Here is a 16,521-nt window from a genome sequence, read left to right as displayed (position 1 = left end):
CCTCTCGCAGAAAAGGCGTTCGACCACCCCACAGAAAGTCAGTACTGTTCACACGGACGGGACCTGCTGGTGTTCGACCGCGAATTCGAGCCGATTAGTACCCGCCGATTGAGTAGCCGCCATCGACGAGCAACTCCGCGCCTGTGACCCACTCAGCTTCTTCGCTCGCAAAGAACCGGACGACCTTCCCGACGTCTTCCGGGTCGCCGACGCGAGGAAGCGGCGTCTTTTCGGCCTGTCGTTGGCGTGTTTGCTCGTCGTTTTGGTCCTGCATCGGCGTCTTCACGACTCCGGGGAGGACGGCGTTCACCGTCACTCCCGCCTCGGCGACTTCGAGCGCCAGGTCGCGTGTGAGGTTGACGATTCCCGCCTTCGTGGCCGAGTACGGCGGTCCGCCACCGCCCATGTAGGCGTTCACGCTGCTGATGTTGACGATGCGGCCGTGTTCGGACTCGACGAGGTGGGGAATCGCGTACTTCGCGGCCAGAAAGTAGCTCGTCAAGTTGACGTCTACGACGTGGTGCCAATCCTCGGCGGTAATCTCCTGTGTGCCACCCAGGACTTGCGTCCCGACGTTGTTGACGAGAACGTCCAGCCCACCGAACTCCTCGACCGCAGTTTGGACCGCGAGTTCGATATCGGACTCGTTCTTGACGTTCGTCTCGACGAACGTCGCGTCCACGCCGAACTCCTGTTCGACGAGGTCGGCCGTCGGAACGTGTACGTCCGTCTGGTAGTATTCGCCTTGTTTCGGTGATTCGCGGATGTCTGCGACGACGATGTTCGCGCCCGCTGCTGCGAGTTCGCGTGCGATTCCTCGACCGATGCCAGAGCTTGCGCCGGTAATCAGCGCCGTTCTCTCTGCTAACGACATGTGTGACACCTTGACGTGCTCGGCACCGCCACATTACTGTTTTGGTGGATGTCGTGTTCGCGGGACGTCCGAGACCACCCAGCGAACGGTGATTCGTGTACGAATCTTTATTGCGAGGTATTCGCATGGTGAGGTATGGTTCGACCAGCGCTAGTGCTACCGCCAGCCCCGGACGACAGATGGCAACTTGCGACACAGATGGGCGTCACGGACGCCGTCATCCACACCCTCGAAATCGGTGACGGGACGCAGTTTTGGGACTACGACCACCTTCGGCGCATCTGCAACTGGTTCGAGGATGCCGGCCTGTCGGTCTCGGTCGTAGAGGGAAGCGTTCCACTGACCGATACGACCCGTCTCGGACTCGACGGGCGCGACGAGGAAATCGCCGCGTTCCAACAGTTCCTCAGAGCGTGCGGCGACCTCGATATCGGCGTCGTCTGCTACGACTGGATGGCGGGCATTCGGTGGGCGCGAACGAGCGCCCACGTCGAATCGCGCGGTGGGTCGTACGTCACGGCCTACGAGAACGACAAGATGCGCGGCGGCCCGACCCACGAGGCCGCCAGCCGTTCGAGAGAAGAACTGTGGGAGAACCTCGAATACTTCCTCGAACGCGTCGTTCCCGTCGCCGAAGAGGTCGGTGTGAAACTCGGACTCCACCCCGACGACCCGCCACGCGAGGAGGTACGAGGCGTTCCCCGTATCATCAACAGCGTCGATGCGTACGACCGAGTCCTCGGGATTTACGAGAGCGAACACAACGGCGTGACGTTCTGTCAGGGGAACTTCGCGGCCATGGGCGTCGATATCCCGGCGACGATTCACCACTTCGGTGACCGAATCAACTTCGTCCACTTCCGCGACGTCGAGGGCGACGCCGACGAGTTCGTCGAGACGTGGCACGACGACGGCCCGACGGATATGCTCGCCGCGATGCAGGCGTACAGAGAGGTGGGCTTCGACGGACCGATGCGCCCCGACCACGTCCCGACGATGGCGGGCGAGCAGAACGACAATCCCGGCTACCACACGAAGGGGCGACTGTTTGCCATCGGCTACATGAAAGGACTCCTCGAACAGACACGATGAACGTCGATTCGCCGACGATGTTGGTCGATTCTCACTGCCACACTGGCGAGGGGCCGCTTTGGCACCCTGACGAGGAACGTCTGTACTGGGTAGACATACCCAACGGCGTTCTCTACCGCTACGACCCACTGACTGGAGAACACGAACGATGTTACGAGACGAGTGTCATCGGCGGATTCACGATTCAGACCGATGGTTCGCTCCTCCTTTTCGAAGACGGCGGACGAATCGAACGGTGGCAGGACGGGTCTGTCGAACTGGCCTGGCGCGGAGTCCCCGGCGAATGCGAGTCGCGGTTTAACGACGTCGTCGCCGACCCCAAAGGCCGGGTTTTCGCCGGGACGATGCCAACAGAGGACAGGTTGGGACGACTCTATCGATTCGACACGGACGGAACAGCGACACGGGTGCTCGATGGCCTCGACATTCCGAACGGAATGGCGTTTACCCCCGACGGCGAGCACTGCTACGTCACCGAGTCGGTTCCCGGGACGATATACCGCTTCGACTACGACGAACCGACGGGCAGCCTCTCGAATCGAGAGGTATTCATCGACCGCACCAACGAACGAGGCGTCCCCGACGGTCTCGCCGTGGACGAAGATGGATACGTTTGGTCCGCGCAGTGGAACGGTGGCTGTCTCATCAGATTCGCTCCCGATGGGACCGAGGACCGTCGAATCGAACTCCCCGCTCGAAAAGTGTCGAGTCTCACGTTCGGCGGCGATAGACGCAGCGACGTCTACGTCACGACCGCGCTTGGGCCGGGTGACGGCCCACCAGGTGACCGGGCTGACGAAGGAAGCGGGGCTGGCGCACTCTTCGGGTTCCAGAGCGACGTTTCCGGACTCATCGAGCATCGTTCTCGAATCGACGTTTAATTTTCAGCGACGCGGTCTTTCGGCGTCCTCCCTCGACGCGTGCGAGCGAACGGTCTGTCGAACTCGAATTCGAACCATCAGCAACTGAAATCACAGGAAGTGCATCAAAAGGGGGGCAGAATAGTTCGGCCTCACTGGGAGGCCGTACGGAAAGTGTGGTGGAGTTAGTCACCGACGTAACCCACTCCACGTTTCGGTTGCCTGTCCACGCACTCGGCGGCGAGTGTGGTTACCGTCGTTCGCCGGCGGGGTCGGATTCGGCGGCTATCCCCGTCGCACTCGATTCGGATGCGACTATGCGACTGCGGCGTAGATGAGGCGACAGGCCTCACCACGACTGATCGCTTCGTCGCCTTCGCCCTCGCTCTTCACGTCGGCGCCGACCCGTTCACGAAGTAACTCGGCAAACTCTTGGTGAGTCAGCGGAGGGTCGCTACTCGACGTGTTGACCGCTTTCGCGCGGTCGGTCGGGTCGAACGACGCCCCCGAAACGAGCTTCGTAGCCGTGTCGATCCACTCGGTGGCAACCGAGCGTTCGAGCGGGTCGGTCGGTCGAACGTCGTACGACTCGAAGAAGCCCTTCGTGGCGAGGTACTGAACGGCCGGTGCCCACTCCTCGTCGGCCTCGGCGTTCACGTCGTTGAAGAACGACAACGAGAGCCCTGCGGCGGCAAGCCGTCGCTGAAGCGCAGAGACGTCGAGCGACGCGGGCGCAACGTCGGTTTCGTCGGCGAGCACCGCGGCGTAGCCGGCCGCCTCGCCGATGTGCATCCACGTCGGTTCGAGCCGAATCGTCCCGTATCCGACGTGCGTGGACGACAGCGGGACGGGTACGAGCAGGTTGTTCACTTCCCTCGGGAGGAGTGCTCGGTACGGAATCTGTGATGGCCGAGTCACCTGCGAGGCGTAGAAGAACCCCTCTGGCTCACCGCCGGTTCGTCGAACTTCTCGACAGGCGTGCGAATCGAGCGGATACTCCGCATAGGCGATTGCATCGCCGTGAACCGGTGCCCGGTCGAGTCCGGGTGCCAACCGTGCGTCGCTCTCGGAGAACGTGTACCGGCCATCGAGGCGGCGCGCCTCGCGGACGTAAAACTGCCACGGGAAGTTGTCGTTGTCTACGAACTCGTCCGTAGGGAGTCCCCATCGTCGAGCATCTGCGCGGATGTCTTCCGGGACTGCGTCGTCGTTCTGGAGGAAGTACAGGAGTCCGAGCGCGTACTCGCGGTGTCGCTCGGCAATCGCCTTCCGCGTCTCCCACGACCCTTCGGGGTAGTCGTAGTTCTGGCCGGGCAGGTCGGCGGCGTTCATGTCCGCCTTGTCGTTCGGGAGGTACCGAAGCGTCAGATACGACCGGAGTCCGGACTCGATGACCGCGGGGAGTTCTTCGACGAACTCCTCGCGGTCGTAGTTCGCGGGTCGCTCCGGTAATCGTCGGTTCTCCGGGTCACGCGAGAGACAGAGTCGGTAGTTGTACGCCTGGATGGCGTCGTCGCCGCTCCCGTCGCTCCCGGGGAATATCTCGGTGAGACCCGCCGGGTGGGGAACGAGGTCGAGGGTTCCTTGTCGCTTCTCTTCTGCGACGTGAAGGGGGCCACGTCGGTCCATCGGCGCAGTATCGTCCGCGTGCCCGACGGCCTCGCGGGGGTAGTATCGGTCTCCTCGGATGCCCGTGAAGATTCTCCCCGCGAACTGCTCGTCGTACGCCGACCGCGACTCGCGGCCGACCCGATACGACGACCCAATCGTCGCCATGAGGTCGCCCTCGTAGGTGGCTTCGACGAACACCGACCCCTCGACCGTAACGGAGTGGTGGGTCTCGAACGATTCGAACGTGACCGATTTCACCGTCTCGTTCGTTCGCTCCACGGAGGTGGGATAGTACCCGCGGACGACGGTCAGGTCGTCCTCGTCGGCGACGAGCGTTTCGAACGTCTCTTCGGCCACGTGTGGCTCGAAGATGTAGCCGTCTTCACAGTACTCGTACTGCGTCGAATCCCGTCCGTAGGTCGTCTCGTAGTGCTCTCGCACTGCTTCGAAGAACTCGTCGAGAATGGGGGCGCGCGGCTTCATCACCAGCGTGTCGGTGTAACTGAGCCCGCCCGCCATCATCCCGCCGAGTCGTTCGTTGTAGGTCACCAACAGCGTCGATGTCCCTTCTCGTGCGGCGCGAATCGCGGTCGCAATACCTCCTGCCGACCCGCCGACGACGACGGTGGCGTACGCTTCGTCCTGCAATGTGTGTGTTTCCATGTGGTAGTTGTGTTACGTCGTATCTTCGACTCCTCGGCGGAGTTTCCGACGGGCCGTCTCGGGGAGACGGTCGCCGAGGAGTTCGAGCGCGAACCAATGTGTAGCCTGTTCTTCGATTGCTCGCTCTGTTTCGGCGCTACTGCCCCACGGCGACAGCATCTTGCGCCACGGCGAGCGTGGTTTCGACGCGAGTTCGGACGCGTCGAGGACGTGGTGACCGAGTTCGTGGGCCAAGACGAGTTCCGTGGCGAGCGACTCCTCGATTTCGAGGGTCTCGGAGAGCGCGGGAATCTGTGCGTCGTAGAGCGTGATGACGCCGTCGGCGTACGTGCCGAAGAGTCGCAGTCGATCGACGCCGTCCCAGTCACTCCGTCGAACGGTGACTCCCTCTCTCGCAGCGAGTTCCCACACGTCGGTCGTCTCGTGTACCGACCGAAGTTCGCTGGCTTTCGACTCACCGAACTGCTTGCATTGTGGGCTGACCGCCTTCCCCGCCTGACCGGACCGGAGGGTGTCGCCGAAGTTCATGGTTTCTCCGCGAGGATGACCAGTTCCTCGTCTGCTTCGGTATCTTCCAGTTCGATATCTACCAGCGAGAGCACCTGGTCCCGCGTAGACATCCCGCTGATATCGACGAGGCGGTTCCCCCGCGCGATGTAGATGTTGGGGAGCTTCGTCGCCGAGTTGCTGAACACGGACTCCTTGTTCAGTACTCGTTCGACCGTCCGTTGGAGTGAGTCCCCACGCGCCTCGTAGACGGCCGCGTCTTCGAGTTTCATCTTGACGACACCCGCGTTATCGACGACTGTCGTCTTCGATTTCGTCTTCGAGAGCAACCCGAACAACCGCGTCGTGGTCTCGTCTGCGAAGTACACGTGGAGACCGTCGGTCGATGCACCGGCGTCGATGACGCCGGGTTCGACGTCCAGTGCTGCCGCGGCCGTTTCGCGTCGCTCGTCGGCAGTGACCGCCCCTTGGGACAGGTCACGCGTCTGTAGCTCGGTCGAACCCTCCGCTTCTGCGCGAAGGAGGTTCCGAGACGCGTCGTACTCGACTCGTGCCTCGACCGTCTCTTGATTGGCACCCATCCCGATGACGGAATCGACTGCCTCTCTCCTGAGGTGTTCGATTTCGTCTTCCGAGGGGTCCATCACGTTCCGTTCGACCACGTCTCTGACCATCGCCAATCCGACGCCGATGGTGCTGATGGTCTCGTGGTTCGTCGCCAGATGGACGTCGTAGTCCGTCGTCTCGGCGAGGTACGGGAGCAGTGCGGCGCTCCCACCACCACCGCCGACGAGTTCGAGCAGGTTCGGATTCAGGTCGTACTCGTCGATGATGTTCTCGATGACGGGTTTGATGGTCTGGACGCTCACTTCGAGGACGCGTTCTGCGGCAGTCTCGACGTCGGTACCGAGCTCGGCGGCGACGGGTTCGAACGCCCGTCTCGCTGCGTCCGGATTGCCTGCGGCGTACATGTCCGCATCGACCAAGCCGAGGAGGTTCGCCGCGCCACTCGGTGTGATGGCGTACCGGTCACCGTCGGCTGTTTCGATAGCGACGTACGCCGGGTCGTTCTCCTTCGGACGGACGCGGACGAGTCTCGGGTCCGTGATGTCCTCCGGGTCCGCGTACACGGCGTACGGGAGGTCCGCGATGTGTGCGCTCCGCGGTCCAGAGGCGACGACATCGCCGTCTTCGATTCGAATCATCGACCCGCCGGCGACACCCTCCGTACGGATGTCTAACGTTTCGAGGAACGTCGTGTGGTTACCGATTTCCGCTGGCTTCCACTTCGGTTGGCCCTTCTCGATGACGCTGATGTCGCTGGACGTGCCGCCGACTTCGATGAAGATGCCGTCGGTGACGTTCTCGTACATGAGCGCGCCCGCGACGCCCGCCGCCGGGCCGGACAGAATCGTCTGAATCGGTCGGCGGCGCATTTCGTCTATCTCCATCACACCGCCGTCGGACCGCATTATCATCAGCGGTGCGGTGACACCCATTCCTTCGATACCGTCTGCGGTCGAACGCGACGTCTCCATCATGCGAGGGAGAATACTCGCGTTCACGACGGCCGTTCTCGTGCGGACCTTCAGGCCGTACCGCTTCGAGACGACGTTCGCCCCGATGGCGGCGAAGCCTTCGTCGCGTGCGATGTCGCAGACCCGTTCTTCCGCACGTGGGTCATCGACGCCGAACACTTGGCTTGCGACGATTGCTTCGACGCCGTCCGATTCGAATCTGCCGAGTGCGTCTCTGATTTCGGCTTCGGGAAAGCCGTCGTCGAGGGAGACGAACTCGTGTGCCGTCTCGATAACCTGGTCGTTCTTCAGGTCGATATCATCGACGTTCGTCTCGGTCTTCCCTCGCCGACCTTTCAACCCTTTGCCCATGCCGATGACGCCGACCGTTGCAACGTCACCTTCGAGGAGGGCGTTCGTCGCCTGCGTCGTTCCGTGAGCGAGGAACACGACGTCTTCGGGGGAGGCGTCGATGTCGTCCAAAATCTGCGAGGACGCTTGGACGATACCCGCCGCGACTCCCTCGTCGGCGTCGTGCGTCGTCGGTACTTTCACTTGCTCGAGGAGTTCGAGCGATTCGCTGTCGATAGCGACCGCGTCCGTGAAGGTGCCGCCGACGTCGATTCCGACTCGAATGTTCGTCATTGTTCGTTAGAGTCCGAAGAGGTAGACCGAGGCGATAATACCTGCGGCTGCGGTTATCCACGCGAACGGAAGGACGCTCTTCGTGATACTGTTGACGTTGACACCCATCTCGTCTGCGGTCCACGCGTTGTGGGTGTTCGTCGGGTCGGCCGGGGCCTGCACGCGAAGTGCGCTCACCGCCGTCGTGGTGATCAGTGCCGGATTGACGCCGATGGCAGCGAGCACGCCGATGATTCCGCTCCCGAGGCCCCAGAGATTGAGGGGACCACGGTAGAGCGCCAGGGGGGCCAATGCGATGAACATCACCGCGTAGAGCAGCATGCTCTCGGGGATGATTGCGGAGAGAAGCGGTTCCATCGTCGTCGCAACGGACTCGGCGAACACCGCTTTCAGGAGCCAGCCGATGGCGACCATCAGGGCGATAGCCGGCGCGGCACTCGAAATACCTTGGTGGAACGCGTGAGTCACCTGGTTGAGCGTCTGTCCGGGGTTCTTCAGGCCGTTGAGACCCGGTTTACTGGCGATTGCAGCGAACAGGATGCCGACGACGAACGCCGGAAGCACTGGGATACCAGCGATAACCAGACCTACTGGGATGACTGGTGAGAGAAGCGCGTACGTGGGGACGTTGGAATCGAACTGGGAGACCTCGCTCGAACCCCCGTCAGTTTCCATCGTCCACGTCGCTTGGAGTGAGGACGTTCGCGTCTGGAACGTGATGTATCCGAGGCCCGCGAGGAGTGCGGCCGCACCCGTTGGGAGCGCCCAGACCATCACGCTCTGGAGGTTGATTCCCGTCACGTCGGCGTAGAACACCCAGTTCGCTGGGTTGAACATCACGCCGTTCGCGTAGCCGAGGAGAACGATCCCCGCAGCGACTTTGCGCGGGAAACCGAGACTCACCATAATCGGGAAGACGATCGTCGCAATCATGATGAACGCTCCCAGCCCGGAGATACTCGTTGCGATGACCGCCACCGCGACGTACAGGAGGATTGCGACCATGAACGGACTGTCGCCGCCGAGTTCGGCGGCCGACTTGACCAGGTCTTCGGCGATGCCCGTCTGCTCGACGATGGCACCGAGTGCCGCGCCGAAGAAGACGGCCACGAACGCCGCACTCAACCGCGTTGACCCGCCGACGATGACTTCGTTCAGAATTTGTTCGTAACCTAGACCACCGACTGCTGCGATTCCGAGAGCCATTGCAGCGAGTGCGACAAACGTCGGCACCAACTCAGTCATCATGAGGATGCCGAATATTGCGAACACTACAAGGATCCCGATTGCACCTATCATACTCATTGGTGTGTTACACCACCACAATGTGTAGACTAATAGTATAAATAACCATGGGGAATTACATTCTGCTAGAAAGTTAAGCCAATAGGTACTTTTCGCGTGTGACTTCGATTGTGCGCTCGGCTGGCCCGAAAATGTGGGCTCAACTCATCTCTCCTCTTCGAATGACCGTCGAACTTCGTCTGAACTACACCCGTCCGTAAATGAAATTCAAATTACCATAGACAATTAATACATCGGGATGATTCCGCATGGTGGAACGAATGTTCCAAAACATTGTGAACGCGCCGAAATCTGCCTTATCAATTATTAAGAACTTGCCAACGAACCAATCTTTTCCACGATGTGGGATACATATCCTACGACACAGAACAATGTTTTTGAATGTGGTCTGCAAACGAGTAGACAATCCATGACAAACGACGACACGCCCCCGATGAAATCGGTCGCCACAGCGATGGAGATTCTCGAAACGGTCCAGGACCTCGGAACCGGAGGGGTTTCCGAAATCGCAGAAGTGAGCGGTCAGCCGAAAAGTACCGTACACCGCCACCTCGACACGTTTCGTCAGTGTGGCTACGTCGTGAAGGACGACCGCTCGTACAGCGTCAGTCTGAAGACGCTTCGACTCGCGTCGAGCGCCCTCAGTCGGCAGCTGGTCTACCCCGTGACCAAGTCGGTGGTGAACGAACTCGCCGAAGAGACGGGTGAATCCGCCGCCGTCGCCGCCGAAGAGAACGGTCAGGCGGTCTATCTCTATTACGACCGGACGGACCAGGCGATTCGAACTGATGCCCGACTCGGCATTCGTCTCTACCTTCACTGTACCGGCGCGGGGAAAGCGATACTCGCCCACCTCCCGGAGGAGCGACGAGATGCCGTCATCGCAGAGTTCGGGCTTCCAGCGAAGACCGACCAGACGATTACGGACCGCGACGAACTCGAAACCGAACTCGCGGAGATTCGGGAAACGGGCGTGGCGTTCGACGACGAAGAGCGAGTCGATGGGATGCGAGGTATCGGTGCGCCGATTCAGAACCGCGAAACGGGCGAACTACTCGGGGCACTGACCGTCGCGGGACCGACCCGTCGAATTCACGGTGAGCGGTTCAGAGAAGAACTTCCAGACCTTCTCCAACGTGCGTCTAAGATGGTCGAAGTCAACATCACGTACTCGTAGGCTCTGGCTCGTTCATTACAGATGTATGCCTGTAATTTTGGTTCGTCATCGAGGCGATTCCCTCATTCGTCGGGCGAGTTTCGAGCGCGCATCACGTGCTCGTACTTCTTTACTAGTGTCTCTCGGCTGGCGAGCTACTGCTACCTCGGAAGGAACTGTAGTGCAAATATAACACAACATTAATTTTCTAAATACTGATTACATGATCGGTTGATGATGGTGGACGGTCTGCGTGGTGGTGAGCGATATCGCTTCTGCTCGATTCTTTGAATAATGTGCCTTTCAGTATCGAACTCTCATTTTTCAGGCTCATTTTCGATTTACTAGGAAAAATTGGGACTATTTTATCCATTCTGACGTTTCACATGTAGTGGGTCGAACCTCGGTTGTGGAGTCTATTTTATTTGATTTGAAATTTATATTACCATGAATTGGTGGTCTTATATTGTAGAAATAATACAATGCTTGCTGCCGTCATTTATTATTCCGAACCTCTCAATTCAGCCATCGCTGCACTACCGACTCCGTTGCCACTGTTTGGGTCGCCACGTCCAGTCTCTTCACGTTCCGTGATTCACACCAACCCTTATTATAAGTCGTTGCATACAACGAAACAGTGTCCGACGAAACGAAACACGTGCGAGTCTGCCTTCGCGTCCCGCCGGGAGACGACACGAAGATATTCAGGCTCCGCGCGGCCGACGACGTGCTCCGACTCCTCGTAGACGCCCACGAGTCGGAGTTCACGATGAGCGAACTCGCCGACGAGACCGACCACAGTCGCTCGACGGTCTGGCGAGCGGTCGAACTCTTGGACGAACTCGACGTACTCCAGATACGACAGACGACACAGCGAAAGTACGTCGCCATCGACAACGCACACCTCGAAAAGGACGACCCGATACTCGCTCTCGAGCAGACCGAGTACCACGACCCGATTCGCGCGTTCGTCACGCGAGTCGAGGACGCCGTCGCAGCGACGAGCGACATCGACCGCTTGCTCGGCGTGCTCGTCTTCGGGAGCGTCGCCCGCGGCGAAGCCGACCGCAAGAGCGACATCGACGTGTTCGTCCTCGTCGAGGGCGACCGAACGAGTGCTCGACGCATCGTTTCCGGAGTTGCAGCCGACCTCGGCGAGGAGCGATTCGACGGCGACCGCTACACCTTCGAACCGTTCGTCGAGACGGCCGAGAGCGCCCAGCGCGTGGGAGACAAACTCCGCGAACAGTTCCGTGAAGGCGTCACAGTCTACGGGACCGACGAGTTCCAGCAGGTCCGAAAAGCGGTGATGAAGAACGGAGTCGATGAGCGATGAGCGGGAATCGAATCGAGGAGTTGATAGACGAGGTACAGGCGGCGTTCGACTACCGACCCGACGAGATAGAGACGGGTCTCGACACCGACGAAGCCGACGTGCTGCAACTCCGCAAGTCGTGCCGTCTGCTCGCAGGCGCGGAGTCGCTGCTCGAAGCGGGCTACTACACTATCGTCATCGAGACGTCGTTCGTCGCTATCGAGCGTGTCGTCGAGTTCAAACTGCTCGAAGGCGGCGTCGAACCGCGAGACCTCCCGGGGACCCACCCAGGTGTCTACACCGAAGCGGCGAAACGCGGCATCCTCTCGGAGCGAGTCGCATCCAATCTACGGGACTTGTGGCGAAACCACCGAGCGAAGACGTACTATCAAGATGGGCTCGCTGCGAGAGGGCGTGCCGAGAAACTGTTCGCCCTCGCCTCTGAGACGCACGCGTTCGTTCTGAACCAGTCCACGAAACGGCACGACTGCATCTGTAAGTGAGCTTTCGGTGCGATTTCGGCGGGTGGGCGCGGTATCGACGGGGGGTTCTGTGGGTCTCTGTCACTTCTACTGGTTTAGGACTCCCTAAAATTCGTAAGGCATTTATTGGTTTAGGATAGCCTAAAACCAATGGCATTCGATGAACCGGATTCCGAATCGCTCGGACGCCGCGACTATCTAAAGTACACGGGGGCAGCGATTACGGGTGCTGCACTGGCCGGGTGTACTGGCAGTAGCGGCAGTGAGACGACCACGGAATCGGAGACGACAGAAGCCACGACGACGACCGCGGCGGCGACAGAAACGGAGACGGAGACCGAACCGACGACCGACGAAACCGAAATCGACTCCTACACGGTGTCGATGGTCCCCGTCGGCGACGTGGAGTTCGAATCCGTCCCCGAGACGTGGGTCGCCAACAACGGCAGTTGGGCCGACATGGGTATCGCACTCGGCCTCGAACCGCCGAAGGGCGTCTGGCTCACGAGTCGCTACCACACCCAGTACTACGACGAAATTCCGGGCGTCTCGGTCGATAAGAGCGACATGGTCTCGCTCTATCAAGACGGCGTCAGCAAGGAGTTGTTCTACGAACTCGACGCCGACGTACACGTCATGGACCCCAACTTCCTCATGAACCGCTTCAAGGGCTGGGAGCAGGGTGACGTGGACGAAGTCGCCGAGAACATCGGCCCGCTCTTCGGGAACTGCATCTACGCACAACACTACCCGTGGCACGAGGACTACCGCTACTACTCGCTCTACGAAGGCTTCGAGAAACTCGCGGAGGTCTTCCAGCGTACCGACCGCTTCGAGGCGTTCGAGGAGGTCCACGCCGACTTCCAGGCCAACCTCGCGCCGGTCGTCCCCGCGCGCAGTGAGCGCCCCGCCGTCGCCGTCCTCTGGGGCGTCGGCAACGAACCCGAGCAGTTCTACCCGTACATCGTCGGCGACGGAACCGGCTTCAAGCACTTGACCGACCTGCAGGTCAAAGACGCACTCGCCGAGACGGACATCAAGGACTTCCACGGCAGTCGCGCCGCTATCGACCTCGAAACGGTCCTCGAAGTGGACCCCGAGGTGCTGATGCTCCGCGGATACGAATCGATGACGAAAGAGGAGTTCCAGAGCACGGTCGTCGAGTACCTGAAGAACCACGACACCGCGAGCGCGCTCACCGCGGTCCAGAACGACGACGTCTACCGCGCTGGCGGCCTGTATCAAGGCCCGATTACGAACCTCGTGCTCACCCAGCGGACGGCCGAACAACTCTACGACGTGGACGAACCGCTCTACGACAAGCAGCGCGTCGCCGACATCGTCAACGGAGAGTTCTGAGGATGCACCGAACGCAGGCGAATCGGCGTCTGAACGCCCGCAATGGGTCGATTTTAGAGGAACGTACGCAATGAATTCTATCGCACTTGATACCCGAATCACCGACGATGCTCACATCGATTTCGACTACGACGTGGTCGTCGTCGGCGGTGGCCCGACTGGCTGTTCGGCGGGGATTTTCACCGCACGCCACGGTCTCGACACGGTGATTTTCGACCGCGGGAACGCCGCACTCAAACGCGCTGCATACATCGAGAACTACCTCGGGTTCCCGGGTGGCATCCACATCGAGACGCTCTACGACCTGATGCACGACCACGCCCGCGACGCCGGGTGTGCGTACGTTCCCGATATGGTCGAGGCGGTCACCCACGCCGACGGTGACAGCGACGGCGGCACCGACGCCGACTGCGACGGATTCGTCGTCGAGACGACGGACGGCGAGCGGGTGACGACTCGGTACGTCGTCGCGGCCTCGTGGTACGACGGCGAGTACATGCGCCCGCTCGGCGGCGACGAGATGTTCGAAGAACACGACCACGGCGACGGCGAGGTGCACGAACACTTCGACCCCGACTATTCGGACGAAGATGGTCGAACGCCAATCGACGGTCTCTACGTCGCCGCCCCCGCGGGTGAGCGAAACGCACAGGCAATCGTCGCGGCCGGCACCGGCGCACACGTCGCTCGGTGCCTGCTCGAAGACTACCGACGCGAACTCGGCTTCCCCGAAGCCGTTACGGCGCACTACGATTGGCTCCGCCGGGAGTCGGAACTGTCGGGCGAGTGGGCGACGCGTGACCGCTGGCGCGAGTGGTTCCACGCGCAACTGCCGGAAGACGACCCGGCCCACGACTACGACGAAGACGCAGACTACGACGAGCGACTCGTCGAACTCCGCGAGGCGTACCTCGACCGAGCGTTCCGCACGCAAGTCGCGCCCGACGAAGTCGAGGCTCGGTGGGAAGAGGGCCAAGACCGCCTGTTGGACTACATCGACGACGAACGAATCCTCGAACGCGCTCGACGGCTCGAAGCCGACTCTCAGTCGGACGAGGCGGCGACACAGTCGGAGGAGGCACGTTAACGATGGCGAGTGAGACGACTACTTCGACCGACTCGCAGTCGGCGACCGAGCGATGGTTCGACGGCTCGCTCGTCGCGGTCATCCTCGTGAGCCTCGCGGTCATCCTCGTCGGTGGCCTGTTGCAGGTGAGTTTCGGCGCGTTCTCGATGACGCTCGTCGAGGCGTGGCACGCCGTCTTCAACCCCAAGGTGGTGTTCAGCACACAGGCGTGGAACGCCTTCCTCTTCGGGGGCGAACTCCCGGAGATGAGCAGAGAGAGCCTCATCGTCTGGAACATCCGCCTGCCGCGGGTGTTCGTCGCCATCCTCGTCGGCGCGAACCTCGCCGTCTCGGGTGCGATTTTTCAGGCAGTCACGCGGAACGAACTCGCCAGTCCGTTCATCCTCGGCGTCTCCTCGGGTGCCGGGTTGATGATTCTCCTGACGCTCGTCGTCTTCTCCGGCCTGACGGCGTTCCTCCCGCTCATCGCGTCGTTCGGCGGGGCGCTCGCGTTCCTCATCGTCTACGCAATCGCGTGGAAGAACGGCACGTCGCCGGTGCGACTCGTCCTCGCGGGCGTCATCGTCGGCACCGTCTTCGGCAGCCTGCAGACGGCGATGTTCTTCTTCGCCGACAACATCGGCATCGTCCAGAGCGCAATCGCGTGGACGACCGGGTCGCTGACGGGAACCGACTGGGAGCAGGTTCGGATGGCGCTCCCAGCGACTATCTTCGCCCTGCTCTTTGCACTCGTTGGGTCCCGACAACTCAACGTGCTTCTCTTGGGCGAGCGCACGGCACAGGCACTCGGGATGTCGGTCGAGAAAGTCCGGTTTCTCCTCTCGGGGGTGGCGGTTCTCGCCGCCGCCGCGAGTATCTCAGTCGCCGGCATCGTGGGCTTCGTCGGACTCATCGTCCCGCACATGGTCCGAAACCTCGTCGGCAGCGAGTACAAACGCCTCATCGTCGGGTGTATGTTCGTCGGCCCGGCGCTCATGGTCGTCGCGGACGTTGGTGCCAGACTGGCGCTCAATCCGGTGCAGATTCCGGTCGGTATCGTCACCGGTCTCATCGGTGGGCCGTACTTCCTGTATCTCATGCGCAAACAGACACAAATCGGTGAAATCTGATGACGACGCAACGCTCAACGCCTCGGAAGGACGGGCAGAACGCCGAAGAACTCGTCTCCGAGACCGACTACGAGGGCGACTCCCCGGCGAGTCGTCTCGTCGGCGAAGACCTCGCAATCGGCTATCCGACCACCGACGAACCGATCGTCGAGTGTGAGAAAGTCGTCATCCCCGAAGGCGAAATCACGGCGCTCGTCGGCCCGAACGGCAGCGGCAAGAGTACGCTGTTGAAGGCGATGTCGAACCAATTGACGCCCGAACGCGGGAACGTCCTCCTCGACGGGACCGACGTGCAGTCGCTCAAGCCGAAGGCGCTCGCGCGACAGTTGGGACTGCTCTCGCAGGAGAACCAGTCGCCGGCCAGTCTCACGGTCGAAGACCTCGCGTACCACGGTCGATACCCCCACCGCGGGTTCTTCGAATCCGTCACCGAAGACGACAAGGCCGCCGTCGAACGCGCACTGGCCCTCGCCGGCGTGAACGACATTCGAGACGAGGGTGTCGGCAACCTCAGCGGCGGGCAGAAACAACTCGCGTGGATTGCGATGGTGCTCGCACAGGAGACCGACGTGCTCCTTCTCGACGAGCCGACGACGTACCTCGATTTACACCACCAACTGCGTGTCATGGAGGTCATCGAGACGCTCACGACCGAACGCGACATCACCATCGCCGTCGTCCTCCACGACATCGGCCAAGCCGCACGCTTCGCCGACAACCTCATCGCAATGAAAGACGGCGAACTCTACGACTGGGGACCGCCGAAGACGGTGGTCACCGAAGAACTCCTCGCCGACGTGTTCCGCGTCGATGCGACCGTCGATAACGAGAGTCCGACGGGACCACACATATCGCCGCATCGCGCGATTTCCGACGACCGGTAGCGACGAATCGCTCGCCCTCCATCGAAACCGTACGCTGTCGAACTTTTGCTGGGCA

At 61.1% G+C, this 16,521-nt stretch carries 13 protein-coding genes and 1 pseudogene; 9 read left to right on the top strand and 5 right to left on the bottom strand.

Features of this window, described 5'->3' with window-relative positions:
- Positions 1 to 94: 94 nt before the first annotated feature.
- Positions 95 to 874 carry an SDR family NAD(P)-dependent oxidoreductase gene (locus tag ACFQJC_RS07310; RefSeq protein ID WP_390222660.1) on the bottom strand — a complete coding sequence of 260 codons (780 nt, stop codon included), beginning with the start codon at positions 872 to 874 and terminating at the stop codon, positions 95 to 97.
- 135 nt (positions 875 to 1,009) lie between these two features.
- On the opposite strand from ACFQJC_RS07310, the gene ACFQJC_RS07305 reads away from it, so the two are divergent.
- Positions 1,010 to 1,966 (top strand): mannonate dehydratase, encoded by a 957-nt coding sequence (locus ACFQJC_RS07305; protein ID WP_390222659.1) that lies wholly within the window; start codon positions 1,010 to 1,012, stop codon positions 1,964 to 1,966.
- Complete coding sequence (locus tag ACFQJC_RS07300; RefSeq protein ID WP_390222658.1) at positions 1,963 to 2,847, top strand: SMP-30/gluconolactonase/LRE family protein; 885 nt, start codon at positions 1,963 to 1,965, stop codon at positions 2,845 to 2,847. Before ACFQJC_RS07305 ends, ACFQJC_RS07300 begins: the two co-directional genes overlap by 4 nt.
- 294 nt (positions 2,848 to 3,141) lie before the next feature.
- On the opposite strand, the gene ACFQJC_RS07295 is transcribed toward ACFQJC_RS07300, so the two are convergent.
- The 4 genes and pseudogenes from ACFQJC_RS07295 to ACFQJC_RS07280 form a co-directional block, all read right to left on the bottom strand.
- On the bottom strand, positions 3,142 to 5,100 hold the full coding sequence (locus ACFQJC_RS07295) for an FAD-dependent oxidoreductase (protein ID WP_390222657.1): 1,959 nt from the start codon (positions 5,098 to 5,100) through the stop codon (positions 3,142 to 3,144).
- 12 nt (positions 5,101 to 5,112) lie between these two features.
- Complete coding sequence (locus tag ACFQJC_RS07290; protein WP_390222656.1) at positions 5,113 to 5,628, bottom strand: ImmA/IrrE family metallo-endopeptidase; 516 nt, start codon at positions 5,626 to 5,628, stop codon at positions 5,113 to 5,115.
- Positions 5,625 to 7,769: a hydantoinase/oxoprolinase family protein gene (locus ACFQJC_RS07285; RefSeq protein ID WP_390222655.1), complete on the bottom strand. Its 2,145-nt coding sequence runs from the start codon at positions 7,767 to 7,769 to the stop codon at positions 5,625 to 5,627. Before ACFQJC_RS07285 ends, ACFQJC_RS07290 begins: the two co-directional genes overlap by 4 nt.
- 6 nt (positions 7,770 to 7,775) lie before the next feature.
- Positions 7,776 to 9,140: pseudogene (locus tag ACFQJC_RS07280) on the bottom strand (transporter permease); the annotation flags it as partial.
- Between the two features lie 343 nt (positions 9,141 to 9,483).
- Between ACFQJC_RS07280 and ACFQJC_RS07275 the strand changes: the two are divergent.
- The 7 genes from ACFQJC_RS07275 to ACFQJC_RS07245 all read left to right on the top strand — a co-directional run bounded on the left by ACFQJC_RS07275 (position 9,484) and on the right by ACFQJC_RS07245 (position 16,466).
- A complete protein-coding gene (locus ACFQJC_RS07275) occupies positions 9,484 to 10,251 on the top strand; it encodes an IclR family transcriptional regulator (RefSeq protein WP_390222653.1) in 768 nt (255 codons plus the stop codon).
- 616 nt (positions 10,252 to 10,867) lie between these two features.
- Positions 10,868 to 11,566, top strand: a complete 699-nt coding sequence (locus ACFQJC_RS07270; protein ID WP_390222652.1) for a nucleotidyltransferase domain-containing protein — start codon at positions 10,868 to 10,870, stop codon at positions 11,564 to 11,566.
- Complete coding sequence (locus ACFQJC_RS07265; protein ID WP_390222651.1) at positions 11,563 to 12,048, top strand: hypothetical protein; 486 nt, start codon at positions 11,563 to 11,565, stop codon at positions 12,046 to 12,048. The genes ACFQJC_RS07270 and ACFQJC_RS07265 overlap by 4 nt, the downstream gene beginning before the upstream one ends.
- Before the next feature lie 129 nt (positions 12,049 to 12,177).
- A complete protein-coding gene (locus tag ACFQJC_RS07260) occupies positions 12,178 to 13,386 on the top strand; it encodes an ABC transporter substrate-binding protein (RefSeq protein WP_390222650.1) in 1,209 nt (402 codons plus the stop codon).
- Between the two features lie 70 nt (positions 13,387 to 13,456).
- A complete protein-coding gene (locus ACFQJC_RS07255; RefSeq protein ID WP_390222649.1) occupies positions 13,457 to 14,473 on the top strand; it encodes an FAD-dependent monooxygenase in 1,017 nt (338 codons plus the stop codon).
- Positions 14,474 to 14,475: 2 nt separating this feature from the next.
- Positions 14,476 to 15,582 carry a FecCD family ABC transporter permease gene (locus ACFQJC_RS07250; RefSeq protein ID WP_390222648.1) on the top strand — a complete coding sequence of 369 codons (1,107 nt, stop codon included), beginning with the start codon at positions 14,476 to 14,478 and terminating at the stop codon, positions 15,580 to 15,582.
- A complete protein-coding gene (locus ACFQJC_RS07245; protein WP_390222647.1) occupies positions 15,582 to 16,466 on the top strand; it encodes an ABC transporter ATP-binding protein in 885 nt (294 codons plus the stop codon). The genes ACFQJC_RS07250 and ACFQJC_RS07245 overlap by 1 nt, the downstream gene beginning before the upstream one ends.
- Positions 16,467 to 16,521 lie beyond the last annotated feature (55 nt).

The sequence above is a fragment of the Haloferax namakaokahaiae genome (assembly GCF_042663225.1).
GTDB lineage: Archaea > Halobacteriota > Halobacteria > Halobacteriales > Haloferacaceae > Haloferax > Haloferax namakaokahaiae.
The sequence above is the reverse complement of the archived record's forward strand: the minus strand, read 5'-3'. Positions and strand labels throughout refer to the sequence as shown.